Annotated in this window: 19 protein-coding genes and 1 riboswitch; of the genes, 14 read left to right on the top strand and 5 right to left on the bottom strand. The window is 37.2% G+C overall.

The window, feature by feature from the left end; genetic code table 11:
- Positions 1 to 22: 22 nt before the first annotated feature.
- On the bottom strand, positions 23 to 463 hold the full coding sequence (locus ACRPLQ_RS11680; RefSeq protein ID WP_025752263.1) for a YtoQ family protein: 441 nt from the start codon (positions 461 to 463) through the stop codon (positions 23 to 25).
- Positions 464 to 633: 170 nt separating this feature from the next.
- Between ACRPLQ_RS11680 and ACRPLQ_RS11675 the strand changes: the two genes are divergently transcribed.
- The 3 genes from ACRPLQ_RS11675 (at position 634) to ACRPLQ_RS11665 (ending at position 3,909) form a co-directional block, all read left to right on the top strand.
- Positions 634 to 1,545, top strand: a complete 912-nt coding sequence (locus tag ACRPLQ_RS11675; protein ID WP_432236000.1) for an ABC transporter ATP-binding protein — start codon at positions 634 to 636, stop codon at positions 1,543 to 1,545.
- A complete protein-coding gene (locus tag ACRPLQ_RS11670) occupies positions 1,538 to 2,305 on the top strand; it encodes an ABC transporter permease (protein WP_034265853.1) in 768 nt (255 codons plus the stop codon). The genes ACRPLQ_RS11675 and ACRPLQ_RS11670 overlap by 8 nt, the downstream gene beginning before the upstream one ends.
- A gap of 101 nt (positions 2,306 to 2,406) precedes the next feature.
- Positions 2,407 to 2,513, top strand: a riboswitch (SAM riboswitch).
- A gap of 85 nt (positions 2,514 to 2,598) precedes the next feature.
- Positions 2,599 to 3,909, top strand: coding sequence for a Na+/H+ antiporter NhaC family protein (locus ACRPLQ_RS11665; protein WP_034265856.1), 1,311 nt, complete (start codon positions 2,599 to 2,601; stop codon positions 3,907 to 3,909).
- Between the two features lie 39 nt (positions 3,910 to 3,948).
- Here the strand turns inward: ACRPLQ_RS11665 and ACRPLQ_RS11660 are convergent, their stop codons facing one another.
- Positions 3,949 to 4,077 carry a hypothetical protein gene (locus ACRPLQ_RS11660; protein WP_255219815.1) on the bottom strand — a complete coding sequence of 43 codons (129 nt, stop codon included), beginning with the start codon at positions 4,075 to 4,077 and terminating at the stop codon, positions 3,949 to 3,951.
- 124 nt (positions 4,078 to 4,201) lie between these two features.
- Between ACRPLQ_RS11660 and ACRPLQ_RS11655 the strand changes: the two genes are divergently transcribed.
- The 9 genes from ACRPLQ_RS11655 (at position 4,202) to ACRPLQ_RS11615 (ending at position 13,915) form a co-directional block, all read left to right on the top strand.
- Entirely contained in the window at positions 4,202 to 5,161 is a 960-nt protein-coding gene (locus ACRPLQ_RS11655) for a LacI family DNA-binding transcriptional regulator (RefSeq protein WP_432235999.1), read from the top strand.
- 85 nt (positions 5,162 to 5,246) lie between these two features.
- Complete coding sequence (locus ACRPLQ_RS11650) at positions 5,247 to 5,495, top strand: transcriptional regulator SplA domain-containing protein (protein WP_033578899.1); 249 nt, start codon at positions 5,247 to 5,249, stop codon at positions 5,493 to 5,495.
- A gap of 112 nt (positions 5,496 to 5,607) precedes the next feature.
- Positions 5,608 to 6,636, top strand: a complete 1,029-nt coding sequence (splB, locus tag ACRPLQ_RS11645) for a spore photoproduct lyase (RefSeq protein ID WP_025752275.1) — start codon at positions 5,608 to 5,610, stop codon at positions 6,634 to 6,636.
- Between the two features lie 151 nt (positions 6,637 to 6,787).
- On the top strand, positions 6,788 to 7,231 hold the full coding sequence (locus tag ACRPLQ_RS11640) for a hypothetical protein (RefSeq protein ID WP_033578900.1): 444 nt from the start codon (positions 6,788 to 6,790) through the stop codon (positions 7,229 to 7,231).
- 101 nt (positions 7,232 to 7,332) lie between these two features.
- Positions 7,333 to 7,569 carry a hypothetical protein gene (locus ACRPLQ_RS11635; RefSeq protein ID WP_013056931.1) on the top strand — a complete coding sequence of 79 codons (237 nt, stop codon included), beginning with the start codon at positions 7,333 to 7,335 and terminating at the stop codon, positions 7,567 to 7,569.
- A gap of 173 nt (positions 7,570 to 7,742) precedes the next feature.
- Positions 7,743 to 9,395 (top strand): DUF2339 domain-containing protein, encoded by a 1,653-nt coding sequence (locus tag ACRPLQ_RS11630; protein WP_154991386.1) that lies wholly within the window; start codon positions 7,743 to 7,745, stop codon positions 9,393 to 9,395.
- Positions 9,396 to 9,522: 127 nt separating this feature from the next.
- A complete protein-coding gene (locus ACRPLQ_RS11625; RefSeq protein WP_034265868.1) occupies positions 9,523 to 11,604 on the top strand; it encodes a DNA topoisomerase III in 2,082 nt (693 codons plus the stop codon).
- A gap of 298 nt (positions 11,605 to 11,902) precedes the next feature.
- Entirely contained in the window at positions 11,903 to 12,340 is a 438-nt protein-coding gene (locus tag ACRPLQ_RS11620; protein ID WP_432235998.1) for a YrvL family regulatory protein, read from the top strand.
- 240 nt (positions 12,341 to 12,580) lie between these two features.
- Complete coding sequence (locus tag ACRPLQ_RS11615) at positions 12,581 to 13,915, top strand: FAD-dependent oxidoreductase (protein WP_028413450.1); 1,335 nt, start codon at positions 12,581 to 12,583, stop codon at positions 13,913 to 13,915.
- Positions 13,916 to 13,940: 25 nt separating this feature from the next.
- Here the strand turns inward: ACRPLQ_RS11615 and ACRPLQ_RS11610 are convergent, their stop codons facing one another.
- From ACRPLQ_RS11610 to ACRPLQ_RS11600, 3 genes are all read right to left on the bottom strand, one after another.
- Positions 13,941 to 15,068 (bottom strand): endospore germination permease, encoded by a 1,128-nt coding sequence (locus ACRPLQ_RS11610; protein ID WP_165635994.1) that lies wholly within the window; start codon positions 15,066 to 15,068, stop codon positions 13,941 to 13,943.
- A gap of 25 nt (positions 15,069 to 15,093) precedes the next feature.
- Positions 15,094 to 15,327 (bottom strand): hypothetical protein, encoded by a 234-nt coding sequence (locus ACRPLQ_RS11605; protein ID WP_014460215.1) that lies wholly within the window; start codon positions 15,325 to 15,327, stop codon positions 15,094 to 15,096.
- 96 nt (positions 15,328 to 15,423) lie between these two features.
- Positions 15,424 to 16,545: a GerAB/ArcD/ProY family transporter gene (locus ACRPLQ_RS11600; protein WP_230624625.1), complete on the bottom strand. Its 1,122-nt coding sequence runs from the start codon at positions 16,543 to 16,545 to the stop codon at positions 15,424 to 15,426.
- A 504-nt stretch (positions 16,546 to 17,049) separates the two neighbouring features.
- Here ACRPLQ_RS11600 and ACRPLQ_RS11595 point away from each other — a divergent pair.
- Together ACRPLQ_RS11595 and ACRPLQ_RS11590 are read left to right on the top strand one after the other, a co-directional pair.
- Positions 17,050 to 17,319: a hypothetical protein gene (locus ACRPLQ_RS11595; protein ID WP_014460213.1), complete on the top strand. Its 270-nt coding sequence runs from the start codon at positions 17,050 to 17,052 to the stop codon at positions 17,317 to 17,319.
- A gap of 367 nt (positions 17,320 to 17,686) precedes the next feature.
- Positions 17,687 to 19,081 (top strand): phospholipase D-like domain-containing protein, encoded by a 1,395-nt coding sequence (locus tag ACRPLQ_RS11590; protein WP_432236031.1) that lies wholly within the window; start codon positions 17,687 to 17,689, stop codon positions 19,079 to 19,081.
- Positions 19,082 to 19,202 lie beyond the last annotated feature (121 nt).

Genomic DNA, 19,202 nt, shown 5'->3' with positions numbered 1-19,202 from the left:
TTTCGACAGCTCTTATTTGTTGTTATTCAAAAATATAAGCTAATGCTTGAAGAGCTTGTTCTGGCGTTTCGACTACAACTTGCGCTTTGTTTGACAGTTCTTTAAGCGGGTGGTGCAGTTTTTCAGGGCGAACCAAAATTAGCGGTTTATCTAATGCGATGGCTGTCGCCGCATCCATTGCGCTGTTCCACTGCTTGTATTTTTCACCAAATAAAGCAATGACCACATCAGATTTTTTAAGGAGCACCTGTGTGCGTAAATTATTAATTTGAGAAGCAGCTTCATCTTTTAAGACAGCATTAGGCTGTTTTCCTAAAATTTCTTCTCCAATGTTGTCGGAGCGGTCATGGTCTGTCATGGGACCGACAAAGGTAAGGGGAAGGTTTAATTGTTCTGCTTGGTTTTTAATTTCGTCTCGCCAGTTATCATGAATTTGCCCGGCAAGGTATACGGTTAAGTTCATTATGTAGAAGTCCTCCTCTAACTAAGATTTGTTTTATTTTATCAAATGTAAGCGGATAATACGAATGATTTGAATGGGCTACTTTTCCAAAAATAAGGTTATAGTAGACAAATAGTTAAAAAAGAGAAACAATAGAAGGCGTATTGCTAATTAAAGAAAGGATGTACATGATGACAGAAACAGTGCTACAAGTAGATCATGTCAGTAAAGTAATTGGGAAGAAAACCATTTTGCATGATGTATCCTTATCGGTTGAGCGCGGTGAGATTTTCGGATTGCTTGGTCCAAACGGATCTGGAAAAACAACGCTCATTCGTACCGTCGTAGGACTCATTAAAGAAACAAAGGGAACAATTACCGTCAATGGGTTTCCTTTAAAAGAACAGTTTACATCAGCTATGAAATCAATTGGAGCGATTATTGAAAACCCTGAGTTTTATGATTATCTGACGGGCTATCAAAATTTAAAACACTTTGCGAATATGCATGAAGGGATCACGGCAGAACGCTTGGATGAAGTGATTGCGCTAGTAAAGCTTGAAAACAGCATTCATGCAAAAGTGAAGACGTATTCCCTTGGGATGAGACAGCGTTTAGGAGTAGCTCAAGCTATTTTACATAAGCCTGCATTGCTTTTACTAGACGAACCAACAAATGGTCTAGACCCAGCGGGAATGAGAGAATTTCGTACATATTTACAAACCCTCTGCAGGGAAGAAGGCATTTCAATTTTAATCGCGAGCCACTTATTAAAAGAAGTGGAAGCATTATGTGACCGCGTTGGTATTATTCAAAACGGCGAGTTAAAAGCTGTTCAAGATCTATCTCCAAATCGTCGAGATCAAGGGATGTATGTAGAATTTGAAGTATCTGACGTGCAACAAGCAGCGGATCTTTTATCTCAAGAATTCCAAGTAACAATAAAATCCGATAGTATTGATGTAGTGATTATGAAAGAACAAATTCCAGCTGTGAATAGAAAATTAGTGGACAGCGATATTTTAGTCTACCGAATCACTCCTGTTTATGAGACGCTTGAAGATTCGTTTATGTCCGTTACGGAGGGAGAGCACCATGCTTAAGTTAATTCAAAATGAACATATGAAATGGTTTTACAAAAGAAGTACAAAAGTCACGTTTATTACAATCGGCATCTTAACTCTTTGTATGGCTCTTTTAATGAAGAAAGTAGCAAACAGCGCAGGAACGGAAGACAACATATTGAATTTCCTGTCATTTAGTGCAGGCATGCTGATCCTCGTTCAATTTTTCGCGCTTGCTGTTGGAGGATCAATGGTTGCAAAAGAGTTTGAAGCGGGTACCATTAAGCTTCTTTTAATTCGCCCTGCTAGACGTTCAACGATTTTAACGTCCAAGTACATAACGCTCGTTTTAATTAGCTTGTATTACTTGCTGAGCTATTTGCTTTTTTCGTTTGTATGGGGAGCATTGTTCTTTGGATTTGCCAGTCTAGAAGGAGATGCGCAGCTGCTTAAAAACATTACGCTTACGTATGACAGCGCGTATATGGAAACGTTTATGATGATGACGTTCGCATTCATGCTGTCGTCTTTATTTAGAAACAGCGCGCTTGCTTCAAGTCTAGCTATTGTCGTAAGTATTGGGGCGAAAGCAGTAACTGGGATAGTATCACAGTTTGGTCTATGGTGGGGGAAATTTTTACTGTTCGCCAACACAAACTTTGTGCAGTATATGGACGGAATGAAGACGATGTTTGACGGAATGACAATTCCATTTTCAATCTTCATCTTAGTTGCACACTTTGTCTTCTTTATGGGCGTAGCATGGGTGGCGTTTTTAAAACGTGACGTAGCTAATTGATGTGAGAATTTTCACACTATATATTTTTCTAAAATAGCATTTGACAATTAAATAAAAAGAGATTACAGTAGTGAAAGACTATTTTTAAAACAACTACAAACTTCTTATCAAGAGAGACGGAGGGACTGGCCCTACGATGTCTCGGCAACTGGCTGTACGCAGTGCGGTGCCAAATCCAGCAGACGATGTTTCGTTTGGAAGATGAGAAGGGTAATCTTATGATACAAATAAGAGACCTCTTCTTATCAATAAGAAGAGGTCTTTTTTTATTACGTAAACAAGAGGTGTTAAGAATGGAACAACAAAAAGGAAACGGCTGGGCGCTGTTACCGCTGGGCGTCTTTTTAGTCCTGTTTGTCGGATCAGGAATTATAACGGGAGATTTTTATAAGCTGCCTGTATTAGTAGCCATTATCATTGCAGCCATTGTGGCGCTGGCTATGAACCGCAAAGATTCACTTAATGTAAAAGTGGAACGCTTTGCTAAAGGAGCAGGGCATCCTGATATCATTATTATGGTACTTATTTTTATTTTGGCAGGTGCTTTTTCTCAAGTCGCTAAAGGCATGGGAGCTGTTGATTCAACGGTAAACTTAGCTCTGTCTGTGCTTCCGCAAAGCTTAGTGGTAGTCGGAATCTTTGTTATTGGCGCATTCATTTCAATTTCGATGGGAACGTCAATGGGAACGATCGCTGCGTTAGGGCCTATTGCTGTAGGAATCAGTGAGCAGGCGCATGTATCCATTACATTGGCAATTGCTGCTGTTGTTGGTGGTGCAATGTTTGGAGATAATCTATCCGTAATCTCTGATACGACCATTGCGGCAGTTCGTACGCAAAAAACAAATATGTCAGATAAATTAAAAGTAAACTTTTTTATTGTCCTTCCTGCAGCGATTGTTACAGTGATTTTATTACTTGTAATGACGCTAGGCAATACGTCATCAGTAGAAATTAAAGATTTTAGCTGGTTTAAAATCTTGCCTTATGTCGGCGTACTCGTTGCTGCCATATTTGGTGCAAACGTATTAAGCATTTTAACCGGAGGAATTGTATTAGCCGGCGTGATTGGATTAGCTGACGGAAGCTACACGCTTTCTTCTCTTGCTAAAACTGTGACAGAAGGTATTGGCGGAATGTCGGAATTAATTATTTTATCTCTTTTAATTGGCGGAATGGTTGAGCTCATTCGCTATAACGGCGGTATTCAGTTCTTATTGAACTTATTAACACGACGCATTCAAACAAAAAAAGGTGGAGAATTCAGTATCGCTGGATTAGTAAGTTTAACCAATTTAGCCACGGCTAATAACACGATTTCAATTATTACAGCAGGTCCGTTAGCGAAAGAAATCTCTGATAAGTATTCAATTGATAATCGTAAATCAGCCAGTCTGCTCGACTTGTTTTCATGCAGCGTTCAAGGGCTTATCCCTTACGGTGCACAAATGCTTCTCGCAGCAGGATTTGCTAAAGTTTCACCGGTTGAGATTATTCCATTTACATTCTATCCAATGTTAACAGCGGTTTGCGGTATCATTGCGATTGTAATTGGCTTTCCTCGTTTAAATAAAAAATCAAAATCATCTAAAGAAGCTGCGTAATATCAAACCCTTAAAAAGAACATTCTTTTTAAGGGTTTTTTACTGTTTGAAAAAATCAGTCGGCTTTTTTTCATCTAGCTCCTTCCAAAGTGTCTCATTTTGTTTAAGTGCATAAGCCGCTCCTCCGATTTCAATTCCGCATAATAAAATGAATAATAAAATACCCATGATATGACCTCCTTATATAAGTGAATAAAAACATGATTGTAACGGGTTTAGCTTATTGCTGTTTCACTTTATAATGAGAATAAAGTATGAAACGCGTTTCAGCGCAAGAGAAAAAGGTGAAAACATGACAAATATCCGAGATATCGCAAAAAAAGCTGGTGTATCTGTTTCGACCGTGTCACGGGTTTTAAATCATCATCCGTATGTAAAAGAAGAAAAGCGCCGTCTGGTAGAAGAAGTAATTCAAGAACTTAATTACGAACAAAACATTAATGCCGTTCACTTATCAAAAGGGAAAACAAATATGATTGCCGTCGTCTTGCCTTTTATTAATCATCCTTATTTCAGTCTGCTTTTAGAAGGAGTGGCCTCTCAAGCGTTAGAAAAGCAGTATCAGCTTGTTATTTGTCAGACGAACTATGATGTAAAAAAAGAAGAAGAAGCGCTTCATATGCTAAAAACAAAGCAGGTTGATGGAGTGATTATTTGTTCTAGAGCAAGCAGCTGGAGCACGATTGAATATTATCAGCAGTACGGGCCGATAGCCGTGTGCGAAAACGTACAAAATCGTTCTATTCGCTCCGTATACGTTGATCATTATGCAGCTTTTAAGAAAGCGCTCATGTATTTAAAAGAAAAAGGATATACGGATATTGGCTACTGTATTGGAAGAATGACGGGTACAAATAGTCAACAGAGGCAGCAAGCATACAAAGAATATGTAGAAAGAATAAATGAGCCTTATCATCCGGAATGGGTGTTTCAAGGCTGTTTGAACGTGACAGATGGTGAAAAAGTGGTGAAAAAATTGGTGCAGATGAAAAATCGGCCTCAGGCGCTTTTAGTAACAAACGATCAAGTCGCTATTGGTATAAAAGCTCAGTGCGAACAAGCGGGTATATCAGTTCCAGGCGATTTAGCTATTATTGGTTTTGATAATCATCCGCTTTCTTCTTATTTACAAATCACAACGATCGAACTTCCTCTCAAAGAAATGGGCGAAACGCTTTTTAAACTAATCAGGAGCAAGGATCCTCAAAAAATTGAGCTTCCTTTTCGGTTTATTGAGCGTAAAAGCGTATAAATTCTTGATGATCTCACCACGTGTTTTTATCGGATAAAATGAGTAAAAGCGGACATCATACGAGTAAAGAAAGAAGAAAAGGATGATGATCGTGGAGAAAAAAGAATATCAAGTAGGAGATCAAGTATTTGTTATTTACCGAAATCCTCATACGGCAAACGTTGCCAATATTAATCAAGCTGAAATTGTTGAACATCCTGAAAATAAAGGTGAAAAAGCGCTGTTTCTGCATGAGTCTTATCATTTGTTAGCTGAAGATGATGCTGTGTATTCAACGTATGAAGAAGCAGAGAACATGTATAACAAGATATTTGATTATGAACAATATGATTGACGAAAGGCTCTCTTAAATAGAGAGTCTTTTTTGATCTAAAAAATAATTACCACGGATAGAGTCTTTTTATTTTTCAAACGCTATTAGTATTAGAAAAAAGGAAGTGTACATGATGATAAAACCTTTTGTACCTCAATTAGTATACATTGAGCCAGGGGCAATGGAGTACCCGCTTGGTGTTCAATTAAAAGAAAAATTTGAGAAGATGGGAATTGAGATTCGTCAAACAACTTCTCATAATCAAGTGCGTAATATACCGGGAAAAAATGATTTGCAAAAATACCGCAATGCCAAGTCTACTTTAGTAGTTGGTGTGCGTAAAACCTTGAAATTTGATACATCTAAACCGTCAGCTGAATATGCAATACCTTTTGCAACAGGGTGTATGGGGCACTGTCACTATTGTTATTTGCAGACAACAATGGGAAGCAAACCATATATTCGCACGTACGTGAATGTGGAAGAAATATTAGGTCAAGCAGAGCAATATATGCAGGAAAGAGCCCCTCAAATAACGCGATTTGAAGCGGCTTGTACATCTGATATCGTAGGAATTGATCATTTAACACATTCATTAAAGCGCGCGATTGAATATTTTGGGGAAAGTGAACTAGGTCAACTGCGCTTTGTGACTAAGTTTCATCACGTGGATCATTTATTGGATGCTAAACATAATGGTCGCACGCGCTTTCGCTTTAGCATAAACGCAGATTATGTTATAAAAAACTTTGAACCTGGTACATCTCCTCTTGATTATCGGATTGAAGCTGCTAATAAAGTTGCAAAAGCCGGATATCCACTTGGCTTTATTGTGGCGCCTATTTACATTCATGAAGGTTGGCAAGAGGGATACCGTCAGCTGTTTGAAAAGCTTGATGCTTCTATACCTGAAGAGTCAAGAGATGATATTACATTTGAAATGATTCAGCATCGCTTTACCAAGCCGGCCAAACGGGTGATTGAGAAAAACTATCCGAAAACAAAGCTTGAGATGAATGAAGAAGAGCGCCGCTACAAATGGGGGCGTTACGGGATTGGAAAGTATGTATACGCAAAAGATGAAGAACAAGAATTAAGAGAGACGTTGGAATATTACATTGATCAGTATTTTCCAAATGCGAAAATCGAGTATTTTACGTAATTATTCTACAGTAATTGAAAAGTTATTTTGACATCTTAGTCGAGATAGCTTTTCAATTTTTAATGTAAAAAATAAATTGGTTGCTAATAAGCTGAAAAAAGAGGTTATTTGTATCTCTTGTCGTATTACATACATAAGGGAGGTGACTGAGATGTTAAAAAATGAAGAGTTTGCGCTAACAAAAGAATTAACAAAAGAACAGCAAGAAGCTGCACGAAATTTTATTCAAGTGTTGTTCCAAGAAGATTTATCTGAATTTTGGAACATATTATGTGATATCGATAAGTCTCGTATTTACGGCTTGTATGAAGCAAACCACTATTACGATTCGGATGTTGAACTACATGGATTTGTACAAGAAATTAGAGATAATGTAAGAGCGGTTTATGCGCCTCTTCAAGGGCAAGGAGGTATTTCGACGAAAGTTCGATATACAAGCGAAGGAAAGATGTATGTATACATATTAGGAAGCGGCGAAAACCCGAGGGTATATCCTGTTGGATTAATGCCTGAGACCTACATTGAAGAAGAACGTTTTTCTCAGCGTCTTCAAATTAGCATTTATAACGATGAGTTTCGAAACGTTGCGCTGTAAATTATATATAAATGGAAAAATAAAGAATAATAAAATTAATTTGTTAAAATAGCAATATTTGGGGTATGTAATAGGTATAACATTAAAAAGGGGTGAAAGAAATGCATTATTATCGTATTTCAGAGGGAGACCATGAAGAGTATTGTGAAACGATTCTGCTTCATGAAAAGAAGTTTTGCAAAGAAACATTTCAATCTATGGTGCGAGAAGCAATGAACAATAAGCCAGGTAAAATTGACCGTGTGGATATTGTTAAATATTTAATTGGTCATCATAGCTTTCAAGTAGCCCACATCGAAGCGGGATTTCATAGTACATACAGCGAGAAAGTGACATAAAAAAGGCAGCACATCCTATACAACGAACTTTTCTTTTGAAAAGGGCGCTGTATTTTTTTTTGCTAAAAATAGAATGTTTCTAAGTAATATTCCTTTTAATGGTATAATAGTTAAGTGCTGTAAGGTATACATATAAAAATCACAAATACTTTAAAGAGAAAGGGTGAGGAAATATGGAAAACGAAAGAATAGAAGAGCTTGAACGAAAAATAAGCAGTTTAGAAGAAGACGTAGCCAAGCTAAAGTCGCTTGTATATAAAACAAATTCTCCAAGACCAGCAGTTCACGCTCCTCCCAAGCTGCGTCAGGAGACGACTAAACGTCCTGCTCAAACAGCAGCTAAAAGCTCACAGGCAATAGAAGAGCCTGTTGATTGGGAAAAAGTCCTTTTTCAAACATGGCTGCCGAGAATTTTTATTTTCGTATTTATTATTGGCGTGCTATGGGGATTTAAAGCAGCCTCTGACTATGGATTAATGAATGAAAAAGCAAAAGTTGTTCTCGGTTTCGTTGTTTCAATAGGTTTTGCTGTAACAGGTCATTTCCAAATCAAAAAGGGTAGGCTGGTGCTCGGGCAAGTACTTGTAGGAGGAGCTATTCCTATTCTCATGTTAACGACGTTTGCGATGCATAGCCTATATCATTTAGCAGGACCAACGCTTGCTTTTATACTAAATACGAGCTGGATTATCTTAGGGATGATCGCGACAGTCTTTTATCGTTCACAGGCATTAGGGATTATTAGCGCGGTTGGAGGCGTACTAGTTCCTTTTCTTATTGAAAGTAATTCGCCTAATGCTCTGGTTTTCATTGGCTATGAAACGCTTCTGTATATTGCCTTTTTATATGTGGCAATCAAACAAAAATATTCAATTTTATATGTTCTTTCCGCGGTACTATTAAATCTTACGCTACTCATTTATTACTCGTTTGTTGGTGATAATGGTGTAAAAGCGTTATTAGGTATGGCGATTCTGATTCAGCATTTATGCTTAATTTCTAGCTTTTTTCTATCACAATCCGTACTCCAAGTATATGCGTTTACCCTTCTATCGAGTTTAGCAGTTACGTACGGCTGGCTGCTTGCCGTTTTTGACGATGGCACGACCACCATGGTGCTGCTTGCGCTAGTTATTATTTACGCATTAGGTGTTTACACAGTAAGAAGTTCTAAAGAGAAATTTGAATTTTTTATTACCTATTTAATTGTTGCAGTAGCGTTTTTTATTCATCAGCTCGTCGATTTAAGAGAAGGAGTCATTTTATATGTGATTCAAGGACTTGCTGTTTACTATATCGCCATGACGTATAAAAATCTACTTCATCAACTGTTTTCTTATACGATTTATATACTGAGTGCCACGTATATCTTAGTTACACCAATCGAACAAGTGCTGTCTCTTCCGACATTAAATTGGGTTGTTGTGTTAGCTTCTATTCTAGTATTTGTATGGATCAGTATTCAAAAAACAGAAAAAGATGAGCACGATACATTCAAAATTGGAGGAAGTATTGTTTTTTCTATTCTTTCTTTAATTTTTGCAACGGAAGTGACGGTCGCTGGAACCACTGATCTTTCCGCTAATACACAAACGCTTATTATGACGGCCGTTTGGCTATGCTTGTCCATTGCTGCATTCGTAATAGGATCACTTCGAAATTTTAAAACAGCAACATATGTCGGCGTGGGCATTTTGTTCTTAACACTTTTTAAACTCGTTTTATATGATTTACCTTTTATCCCAATGGCTATACGAGCCTTGTTATTTATCGTTTTAGGAGCTATCGGTTTAATTATCTCGCGACTATTTTATAAAAAGAAGTAGCTAGAAGCTGAAGAGAAATTCTTCAGCTTTATTTATTATAATATGATTATGTAAACTTAATCTTGAAGTCGTACAAAAAGTATACAATCATGTATAATGGAACAAGTGAATTGGAGGTATACATAAAATGAAATCACTTGTATTAGCAGAAAAGCCAAGTGTAGCACGTGATCTTGCGCGCGTGCTTGGCAGCACACAAACAAAAAAAGGGTATATTGAAGGGCCAAAGTATGTCGTAACATGGGCACTCGGCCATTTAGTTGAATTACAAACACCAGAGGATTATGATAACCAATATAAAACATGGCGATTAGAAGATCTGCCAATTATGCCTGAGAAAATGAAACTAAAAGTAATTCGTAAAGTGAGCTCTCAGTTTCGTACAGTATCCGATCTAGCAAAAAGAAAGGATATTGGCGAGTTAATTATTGCGACTGATGCAGGGCGTGAAGGAGAGCTTGTAGCACGCTGGATTATGGAAAAGGTACGCTGGAACAAGCCGTTTAAACGTCTTTGGATTTCGTCTCAAACGGACAAAGCGATTCGTGACGGGTTTAAACAGCTAAAACCAGGAAAAGAGTTTAATCGTTTGTATGATTCAGCAGTTTGCCGTTCAGAAGCCGATTGGCTTATCGGTTTAAACGTAACGAGAGCGTTAACGACTAAATACGAAGAACCATTATCAGCAGGACGTGTACAAACACCGACGCTTGCGATGATAATTGAGCGTGAACAAGTAATTAACACATTCAAACCTAGTGAATATTGGACGCTTACAGCTCAGTTTTCGTCGTTTGAAGCAGCTTGGCAAAAGGGCAATGAAAAGCGCATTTTTGATGAAAAACGTGCAAAAGAGCTGCACTCAAAATTATCAGGTGAAGCAGTTGTGAAAACAATCAAGCGTAAAATGCATAAAGAAGCGCAGCCGCTTCCTTATGACTTAAATGAACTGCAGCGCGACGCTAACAAACGCTTTAACTTCTCTGCTAAGAAGACATTGAATGTACTTCAAAAGTTATATGAACAGCATAAGTTAGTCACGTATCCACGTACAGATTCTCGTTATTTAACAACAGATATGGTTTCCACTATGAAAGAGCGCTTGGAAAGCATCTCTGCTGTATATAAAGAAGAAGTTCGTCCAATTTTAAAAAATGCACAGCTGCCAAAGCGAGTGGTTAATAATGAAAAAGTAAGTGATCACCATGCGATTATCGTAACGGATCAGCCTGTGTTTTTACAGGACTTATCAGCTGATGAACGAAAGCTGTATGACTTAATTGCAAAGCGATTTATTTCATTGTTTTATCCTGCATATGAGTATGAAGTGGTTAAAGCAGAGCTTGAAGTAAACGGGGAACTGTTGGTAGCGAGCGGAAAGCAAGTTGTGAATGCAGGCTTCAAAAAAGTTTCTGGTGGAGACTCAGAAGCAACGGTGAAGCTGCCTGATATGAAAGAAGGCAGCAAGCTGCTCATTCAAAATGTAACGATGAAAAGTGCATTTACAGAGCCGCCGCAGCGCTATACAGAAGCCGATCTTCTTGGACAAATGGAAAAACACAACTTAGGTACGCCGGCAACACGCGCAGATATTATTGAAAAACTTCTGCAAAACGAATCCATTGATCGCCAAAATAACCGTCTGCACGCAACAAAAAAAGGAAAGCAGCTGATTGACTTAGTAGCAGACGAGTTAAAGTCTCCTGAGCTTACGGCTAAATGGGAACGTGACTTAGAAGCAATTGCTAAAGGAAAAGGAAATGCAAAAGAGTTTTTAACGAATATTCGCGAACAAACAGAAAAGCTTGTCAAGCAAGTAAAAACAAGTAATCAAACGTACAAACCTCATAATTTAACGGGCTCTAAATGTCCGGAATGCGGCTCGTTCTTAAAAGAAAAGAAAACAAAGCAAGGAAGAGTGCTCGTTTGTTCAAGCCTTGAGTGCAGCTATAGACGCGCAAAAGACCCTAAACTATCGAACCGACGCTGTCCGCAGTGTCATAAACGAATGGAAATTCATTCAGGAAAAGCGGGTACGTATTTCCAATGCCGTTCATGTCAAGTAGTGGAAAAAGCCGAGGACAAAAAGAAAAAGATTTCAAAACGAGAAGAACGAAAGCTTCTTAACAAATACAACGATGACGGAGCATTTGGTTCAAGCTTGGGAGATGCTTTAAAACAAGCTCTTCAAGATAAAAAAGATAAGTAAAGTAGAAAAGAGACTAGGACAAAAAGATTTTAGACAAAGTGAAAAACGAACCATTGATCAAGATGTTTGATTCGTGGTTCGTTTTTTTTGTTGTGGTAAATGTAGGTTTCGTGTGTAGGTCTTTCTAGCAGTTGATTGGAGGACAAGGGGAAGACTTTCACGGAAGTCAACGGCGGTGTCCAAAGTGACTCCGCTCATGTGTACTAGTTGTTTGTTTTTAGAATGGATTCGTTTCGTTATGTCTCGTCCTCTTTTTGGTATAATACGGATTGAATCATAAGTAAGGTGGCATGGAACAATGAAAAGAAAAAGCAAGGGAATGGATCTTTTAATTGCGTTCTTTATAGCAGGAGCGATTGTACTAATCATTTTAGCTATCTTAATGGGAAGCTACTTTTTTGGTTTTATAGGCTTCCTTAGAGTGATGGGAGTGGAGTATGACTCTTACTGGGCCATATGTTTATTTCTATTTTTTATTTTTGTGTTTGGCTCTATCACAGAGCTTTTTTCAAAGGCGCTTATTTTTTTAATGAAGAATGCTAGGATGAACAGAGCACTATTTGTAGCATCTGCAGCTTTTGTGGACATATTTTTTACTTTTCTATCGGTTTATATAGCAGACTTGCTTATAAGCGGAATCCGTGTATCTATTTTAGCGATGATTATTTTATCCGGTTTATTTTTTTTGTTAGAGAGTGCATTGGATAGTGAGTTTCTACGTAAAAAAACAAGCTGATGAAATTGTTCATCAGCAGCGCATAAACAAAAAAAGTGCATCATATCAAGCTTCAATGCTATTTAAAGAACTCTGTAACATATTTTTTTAAAAAAGTATGTGATTTTTTTCACATATCTCTTGAAAAAGAACAAACATGTTTGTATAATAAGAATTGTAAAAGATATGTGAAACATTTCACAATATATGTGAAAAACTTCACAAATTATATTTTCTATAATCCTAAGGGGGATATCATCTATGAAAATTGCAGTAGTAGGGTGTACACATGCAGGAACAGCAGCAGTGAAAAATATGGCAGAACTTTATCCAGAAGCTAAAATTACAGTTTATGAGCGAAATGATAATGTTTCATTTTTGTCTTGTGGAATTGCGCTCTATGTAGGCGGGGTCGTAAAAGATGCAAATGGTTTATTTTACTCTTCACCGTCTGAATTGCAAGAGATGGGTGTAAATATGAAAATGAAACATGAAGTGACGAATATTGATACAGAAGACAAAAAAATAGCGGTGCGAAACTTAGAAACAAACGAAGAATTTGAAGATACATTTGATAAATTAGTGATGACAACTGGATCATGGCCAATTATTCCAAACCTTGAAGGCATCGATTTAAATAATGTTGTGCTTTGTAAAAACTATCAGCATGCTAATCACATTATCGAAAAAGCAAAACAAGCAAAAAAAATCGCCGTAATTGGTGCGGGTTATATTGGTGCAGAATTAGTAGAAGCCTTTGAAGTATATGGAAAAGAAGTCACGTTCATTGATAGTGCTGATCGTATTTTAAATAAATATCTTGATCCAGAGTTTACAAGCTTGATGGAAACGGAATTTAAAAAGCGGGGAGTTACATTAGCATTAAACCAAGCGGTTACTAAATTTGCAGGCAGCGATGGATCTGTTGAAAAAGTAGTGACAACTGCAGGTGAATATGAAGCGGATCTTGTTATTTTGTGTGTTGGCTTTCGTCCAAACACAGACTTAGTAAAAGGGCAGGTAGACATGCTTCCAAACGGCGCAATTGTGGTTGATGAATATATGCAAACAAGCAAAAAAGATATATTTGCGGCCGGAGATAGCTGTGCGATTTACTACAATCCGATTAAGAAACATGCCTATATTCCACTTGCTACAAATGCGGTTAGAATGGGAACATTAGTTGCTCAAAACCTTGTTAAACCGACGATTAAGTATATGGGAACACAAGGAACATCAGGCTTGCATATTTATGATTACAATGTTGCATCTACCGGCATAACTGAAACAGCGGCTTCTCTTTTTGATATGAATGTGAAAAGTATCACAATATCAGAAAATAACCGACCAGAATTCATGCCAACGTACGAAAATATTACGTTAAAAGTAGTATATGAAGAAGAAACGAGACGAATTGTAGGTGCACAGGTTATTTCTAAAATTGATGCTACTCAAGCAATTAATACATTGTCTGTATGCGTACAGCAGGAAATGACGATCGATGAGCTTGGCTTTATGGACTTTTTCTTTCAACCCCACTTTAATAAGCCTTGGCATTTCTTAAACCAAGCAGGGCTTCAAGCGCTTCAAGCATAAAAAAGCAGGTGACTACCTGCTTTTTTTATGTAGATTTTATTATCTTTTTTATTTTTATTTTAGCTGGTTTAAAACGAATCCATCCTATGATAAGAAGAATAAAAGGATATAAAGCTCCCATCAAAAAACTATAGGGAATCCACGTTTCGGCTAACCATGTTTTTTGATAGGTAATGGTTGGGTACACAATAATGGAAAAAGTCGTAACAATTAATCCCATCGGTAACGTTAGAAATCGAGTTTCATTGATGTTAAAAATATGACAAAGTCCAGCGATGGAAGCATGAAAATAAAGAGAAACTTTAAAGAAAAGAGTAAGAAACCATATAATGGCAATGATTACCTCGATTCCTTGCAAAAAATTTCCCACCTCAATTCGCTTAGCCATTTCATATACGGGAAACATGGTAGTTGAAGAATGATAAGAACCAATAACGATTATACAAGAAAAAATAACAATTACCATAATAAATCCACCTAGCAGGCTGCCGCTCATTAAAGCTTTAGCTCCATTTTCAGGTTTTCTTAAATGAAGGGGGAAAATCATCATCAAAGGAGCAAAAGTAAAATAAGTAATGCTAAGAAAGATAAGAACCGAATGAGTCAGCGGCTTTAAGTGAATGTCCATTAAAGGCATAAGATTTTCAAGTTTCATTTGAAGAGTTAGTGAAAAAATAAAAATTCCGAGAAGGCCAACAAACCACGGGAAAAAGATTTCACAGCAGCGTGCAATTGTTTCTAGCCCCAGTCTTGCCCCGAACACAACCACAAGCATAAAAATAATGTGAATAGCAAGCAGCGGCGTTTCCATCATAATATGGGTATTTAAAAAACTTCCGACGTAGTATACAATACGGCTGCACGTTATGACAGTAGATAGGACAAATAAACAAGATACACCTTTTCCTAGATATTTTCCAAATACTACATCATTGATTTCTACCAGATTTTTATCTTTAAATAAAAGTCCGAGAGCTATATATACTTTCACTAATACAAATCCGCATGCTACTCCGAGAATAGCCGGAATCCAAGCAGTTTGCTTAGAATCAACAGTCATAGCCGCTGGAGCAATAACAATTGTGCTTCCAATTGTATAAAGCATAACGAGCATGCGAAATTGAATCGTTGAAATTTTAACTACAGGTTTCACGGTATTCACTTCCTCGTCTTACGTATTAAGATAATAAATGAAGTAAAAATATGCTGATTGGTCTAAAGATAGCAGCTGATAAATCAGAAGGATTTGGAACATACAAACCCAGTGCTTTACAGATGCTTACGGACATTCCAATTGCAAGAACTGTGTAGAATAGCCATAATTCTTTCTTCGCTTTTTTTTGCCGTAAGTTAGGTACTTCAAACCAAATGACGAGCGTACAAACAATAAGTAACCCCAATACCCCTAGCATAGACTAGCTCCTATACATGAATAATTAATGTTATATTTTCCAGAAAAATAACTACTTATACTGAAGGTGCATTCTCTATTAAAGGTTTTTGATTTTTTAGTCGCTGTTAGAAGAATGCTGCTTTTTGTTTTGAATAAATCCTGCAATTAAAAGGAAAAGCGGATATAAGATGCCTACAAGTAAGCTGTAGGGAATCCACGTTTTTGTATCCCAATCTTTTTGATAAGAAACGCTTGGATACACAATAAGGGAAAGTGTAATCATGATGAGTGCGACTGGAAAAGAAAATAGCTTGTAGTCCTTTATATGAAATACATTGGCAAACCCCAAAAGAGTAGCGTAAAAGTAAATGCAAAGCTTAAAAAAGAGAGTAATAAACCACAAAATAGCAATGACTACTTCAATTCCTTGAAGAAAGTTTCCTACATCAATTCTTCTTCCTAATTCATAGCTTGGAAACATGGTGATTTGGGAGTAATAAGGACCAAGCACTAAAATTCCGAGTAAGATTAACGTAACCATCACTAGTCCACCGGCTATATTCCCTATATAAAAAGATTGAGTGGACTTTTTTGTGTCTGGTGTATGAGAAGGAAAAATCATAAGCAAAATCGTATAAGTCAAAGAACTCATGCTTAAAAACGTTAAAACAGCCCGAATAAAAGCTTTTGGATGTATTTCAAGCACAGGCTGAATATGCTCTATTTTAATTTGCGGAATCATAGACAAAATCAGAAGTCCGAATAATCCGACAAACCAAGGGAATAAAATCTCGGCACTTCGTGCAATAACTTCTATTCCTAGGCGTACTCCTACGATAACCACACCCATAAATGCAATGTGGATGGCTGTAAGCGGCGTGTAGGGAAGAATTTGTGTAGTGAGAAAATTCCCTACATAGTAAAGAACTTGACTGCTGATAAACAAATTGGATAACACAAAAACAGCAGAAACAATCTTTCCAAACAGTTTACCTAAAATTTTTTCGTTCATTTCCATCAGCGTAAGCGTTGGAAACATTTTTCCAAGTGAGGTAAAAAGCAAAACTAAGCCAATTCCTGATGCTACACCGAAAAGTGCTGCAATCCAGGCGTCTTGATGAGCATCAGCCGTAATAGCAGCAGGCACAACAATAATTGTGCTTCCGATGCTATATAAAGTTACTAGCTTGCGAAATTGCGCAGCCGAAATATTGATTTCATTAAGCAAAATGAGCACATCCTTTTGCCATATACACGAATTAAGTGATCCAACGGAATAATAAGTGACTTAAAGGCTGAAACATTGCTTCTACCCAATCAGAAGGGTTCGGTAGAGGCAGCCGAAAGATTTTTGCAAGAGCGATTATGATACTGATTGTCATGAATACAATAAAAATTTTCCGTTCTTTTTTATGAGAGTGTTGAGGTAATCTTTTTATTTCCATCCATATAATCCCTGCACAAATGATCAAAAAGGAAAGAAACAAGTGCATGCAGTCAACCCCAATATATTTTGACGTTCAAATAAGCTATTCGTATGATGTCCGCTAAAGAAAGTGATTATACATTTATGTAAAATATAGAAAGTATTTCAAGGGATAAAAGATATCATTGGATGCTCTTAAATAATAAAGAAATTTGTTATGCGGAATATTTACGCAGCTTCAACCTATTGAAACGTCGTATGAATAAGTGGAAAAATGCCACACTATAGAGTGAACAAATGGAAAGGAGCACTATGATGAAAAAATTCCCATATAACAAAGATAAACAACAATCATTTCAAGCAGCACAGCAGGGGCATAAAGAAGCAGTAGATGCATATGAACAGGCAAATGAAGCTAAAAATGATGCATCCTATGGACATGAAGCGAAGCAAGCGATAGGTGAAGTGAACGAAGCCTCTCAGCAAATCGAGAATGCGCTTGAAAATGCTTCTGAAACACAGCGTCAGCGTTTAACTGAGTTTCAGCAAGACATAAAAGATATGGAAAACGACCTTAATCAATAAAAGAGCCGCTGTTTTACTTAGACTTAGAGCAGGTTCATAATAGGGTATAAATTGCAAAAGCAGAAGATAATGAACTTCTGCTTTTTTTTATTGGCAGAGTGAATGTAGGTTTCGTGTATATAATAGCTTCTAGCAGTTGTTTGGAGGGCAAGGCGAAGGCTCCTATAGGGAAAACAGAATAGGTGAGACCCTGCAGGAGCGGAAGCGAAGGCTTGCACGGAAATCAACAGTAGTGTAACAAATAATCCATCGTTCCATTCTTATTTTAAAAGGTATAGAAGTTAAAAAAGTAAGAATCCTAATAAAAACAGAACGATAAGAATGGAAAGGGATTGTGACAGGAAACATGCTAATAAATATACTAATAATGATTGTCGTATTGTACTTCATATATGTATTCGTAACTGCAGTGGCACTGTTTTATGTCCCTTTGCACAAGGGAAAAGACTTAAAAGTAATGAATACTGAGAATTTTTACGGAAAGAAAGAATCCACAGACCGTGTTATGCTTTTGGAAAACGGTTATTTTTCAGGGCTTGTTCGGATGCAGATGATTCAAGAAGCGAGGCATACAATCGATATTGCGTACTTTTCCATCGGCAAAGGTCGTTCGTCGGATTTACTTATGGGTGCTTTATTCGAAGCTGCGGACCGAGGTATACGTATTCGAGTGCTGTTAGACGGGATCTCTCATGGGTTAAAAGGCAAGAGAAAAAATGTTCTTTATGCTCTAGCTTTCCACAATAATATTGAATTAAAGTACTATGAGCCCTTTACTATTCTTAAACCTTGGACATGGCATAACCGTCTTCACGATAAAATAATAGTAGTCGATGGCCAATTAGGTATTAGTGGAGGACGAAATATTGGAGATAAATACTTGGCCAGTCAACCGGATAAAAATTTTGTCTATGACCGTGATGTGCTGATTTATAATACAAAGCAAGAAAGTAATAGTGTCATTCTCTCAATGGAGAAGTATGTAGAGAAATTATGGAACCACCCGTATACGCGCAAAGCTTTTCCAAAGCTCAAGAAAACTAAACAATTTCGTGGCCTTTCAGGAAAGAAATTGTTAATAGATCAATACGAAGAGGCCAAAAAAGCAAACGAACCCTTTGTCCATCCTTATATTGTATGGAGAGAATCGACGATGCCTACAAGAAAGATTTCTTTTATTACAAATCCTATTCAAAGAATGAATAAAAGCCCTTTTATATGGAAAACGTTTATTAAGCTTTCCGAGCAAGCTGAAAAATCCATTGTCGTTCAAAGTCCTTATATTGTACCAACAAAAGAGATGGAACAGTATATAGATAAGTCAGTAAAATCTAAAGTGCAAAGAATTATTTTAACGAATTCTATTACGTCCACTCCGAATGCTATGGCTTTTTCTGCATACTTAGGAGTGAAAAATCGCGTTATAAAAGCGGCTTCAAAGCTTTATGAATATCAACAGCCTTATTCCATTCACGGGAAATCCGTTGTTTACGACCAGCGTTTGAGCGCAGTTGGTTCTTTTAACTTAGATTCACGTTCTGTATTTTTAAATACTGAATCTATGGTTATGATAGATAGTGAAGAATTTGCAGCCGAGCTAACAGGGGCTATTGAAACTAAAATTTCTCACAGTACGCTTGTGGGAAATGAGGGGGAACCTGTGGATTTTAATACGGATTCTCAAAAAAACGTGCCTCCTGTAAAATCTGCACTCCTCCATATTCTTTCAGTCTTCACGCGATTTTGGAGACATTTTGTATAGTTCTGCACTTTTCCTAAAAAAGTGCTTTTGCAGAAAGCTTATAAAAATAAATGGTAGAGGATAAAAGGTGCTGCAACTGGCGGTGGAAAGTGTGAAAAGCTGTGATATGCCTCACAGTTTT

This window comes from Priestia sp. TRN 1309 (assembly GCF_050846875.1).
Taxonomy (GTDB): domain Bacteria; phylum Bacillota; class Bacilli; order Bacillales; family Bacillaceae_H; genus Priestia; species Priestia zanthoxyli.
The sequence above is the reverse complement of the archived record's forward strand: the minus strand, read 5'-3'. Positions and strand labels throughout refer to the sequence as shown.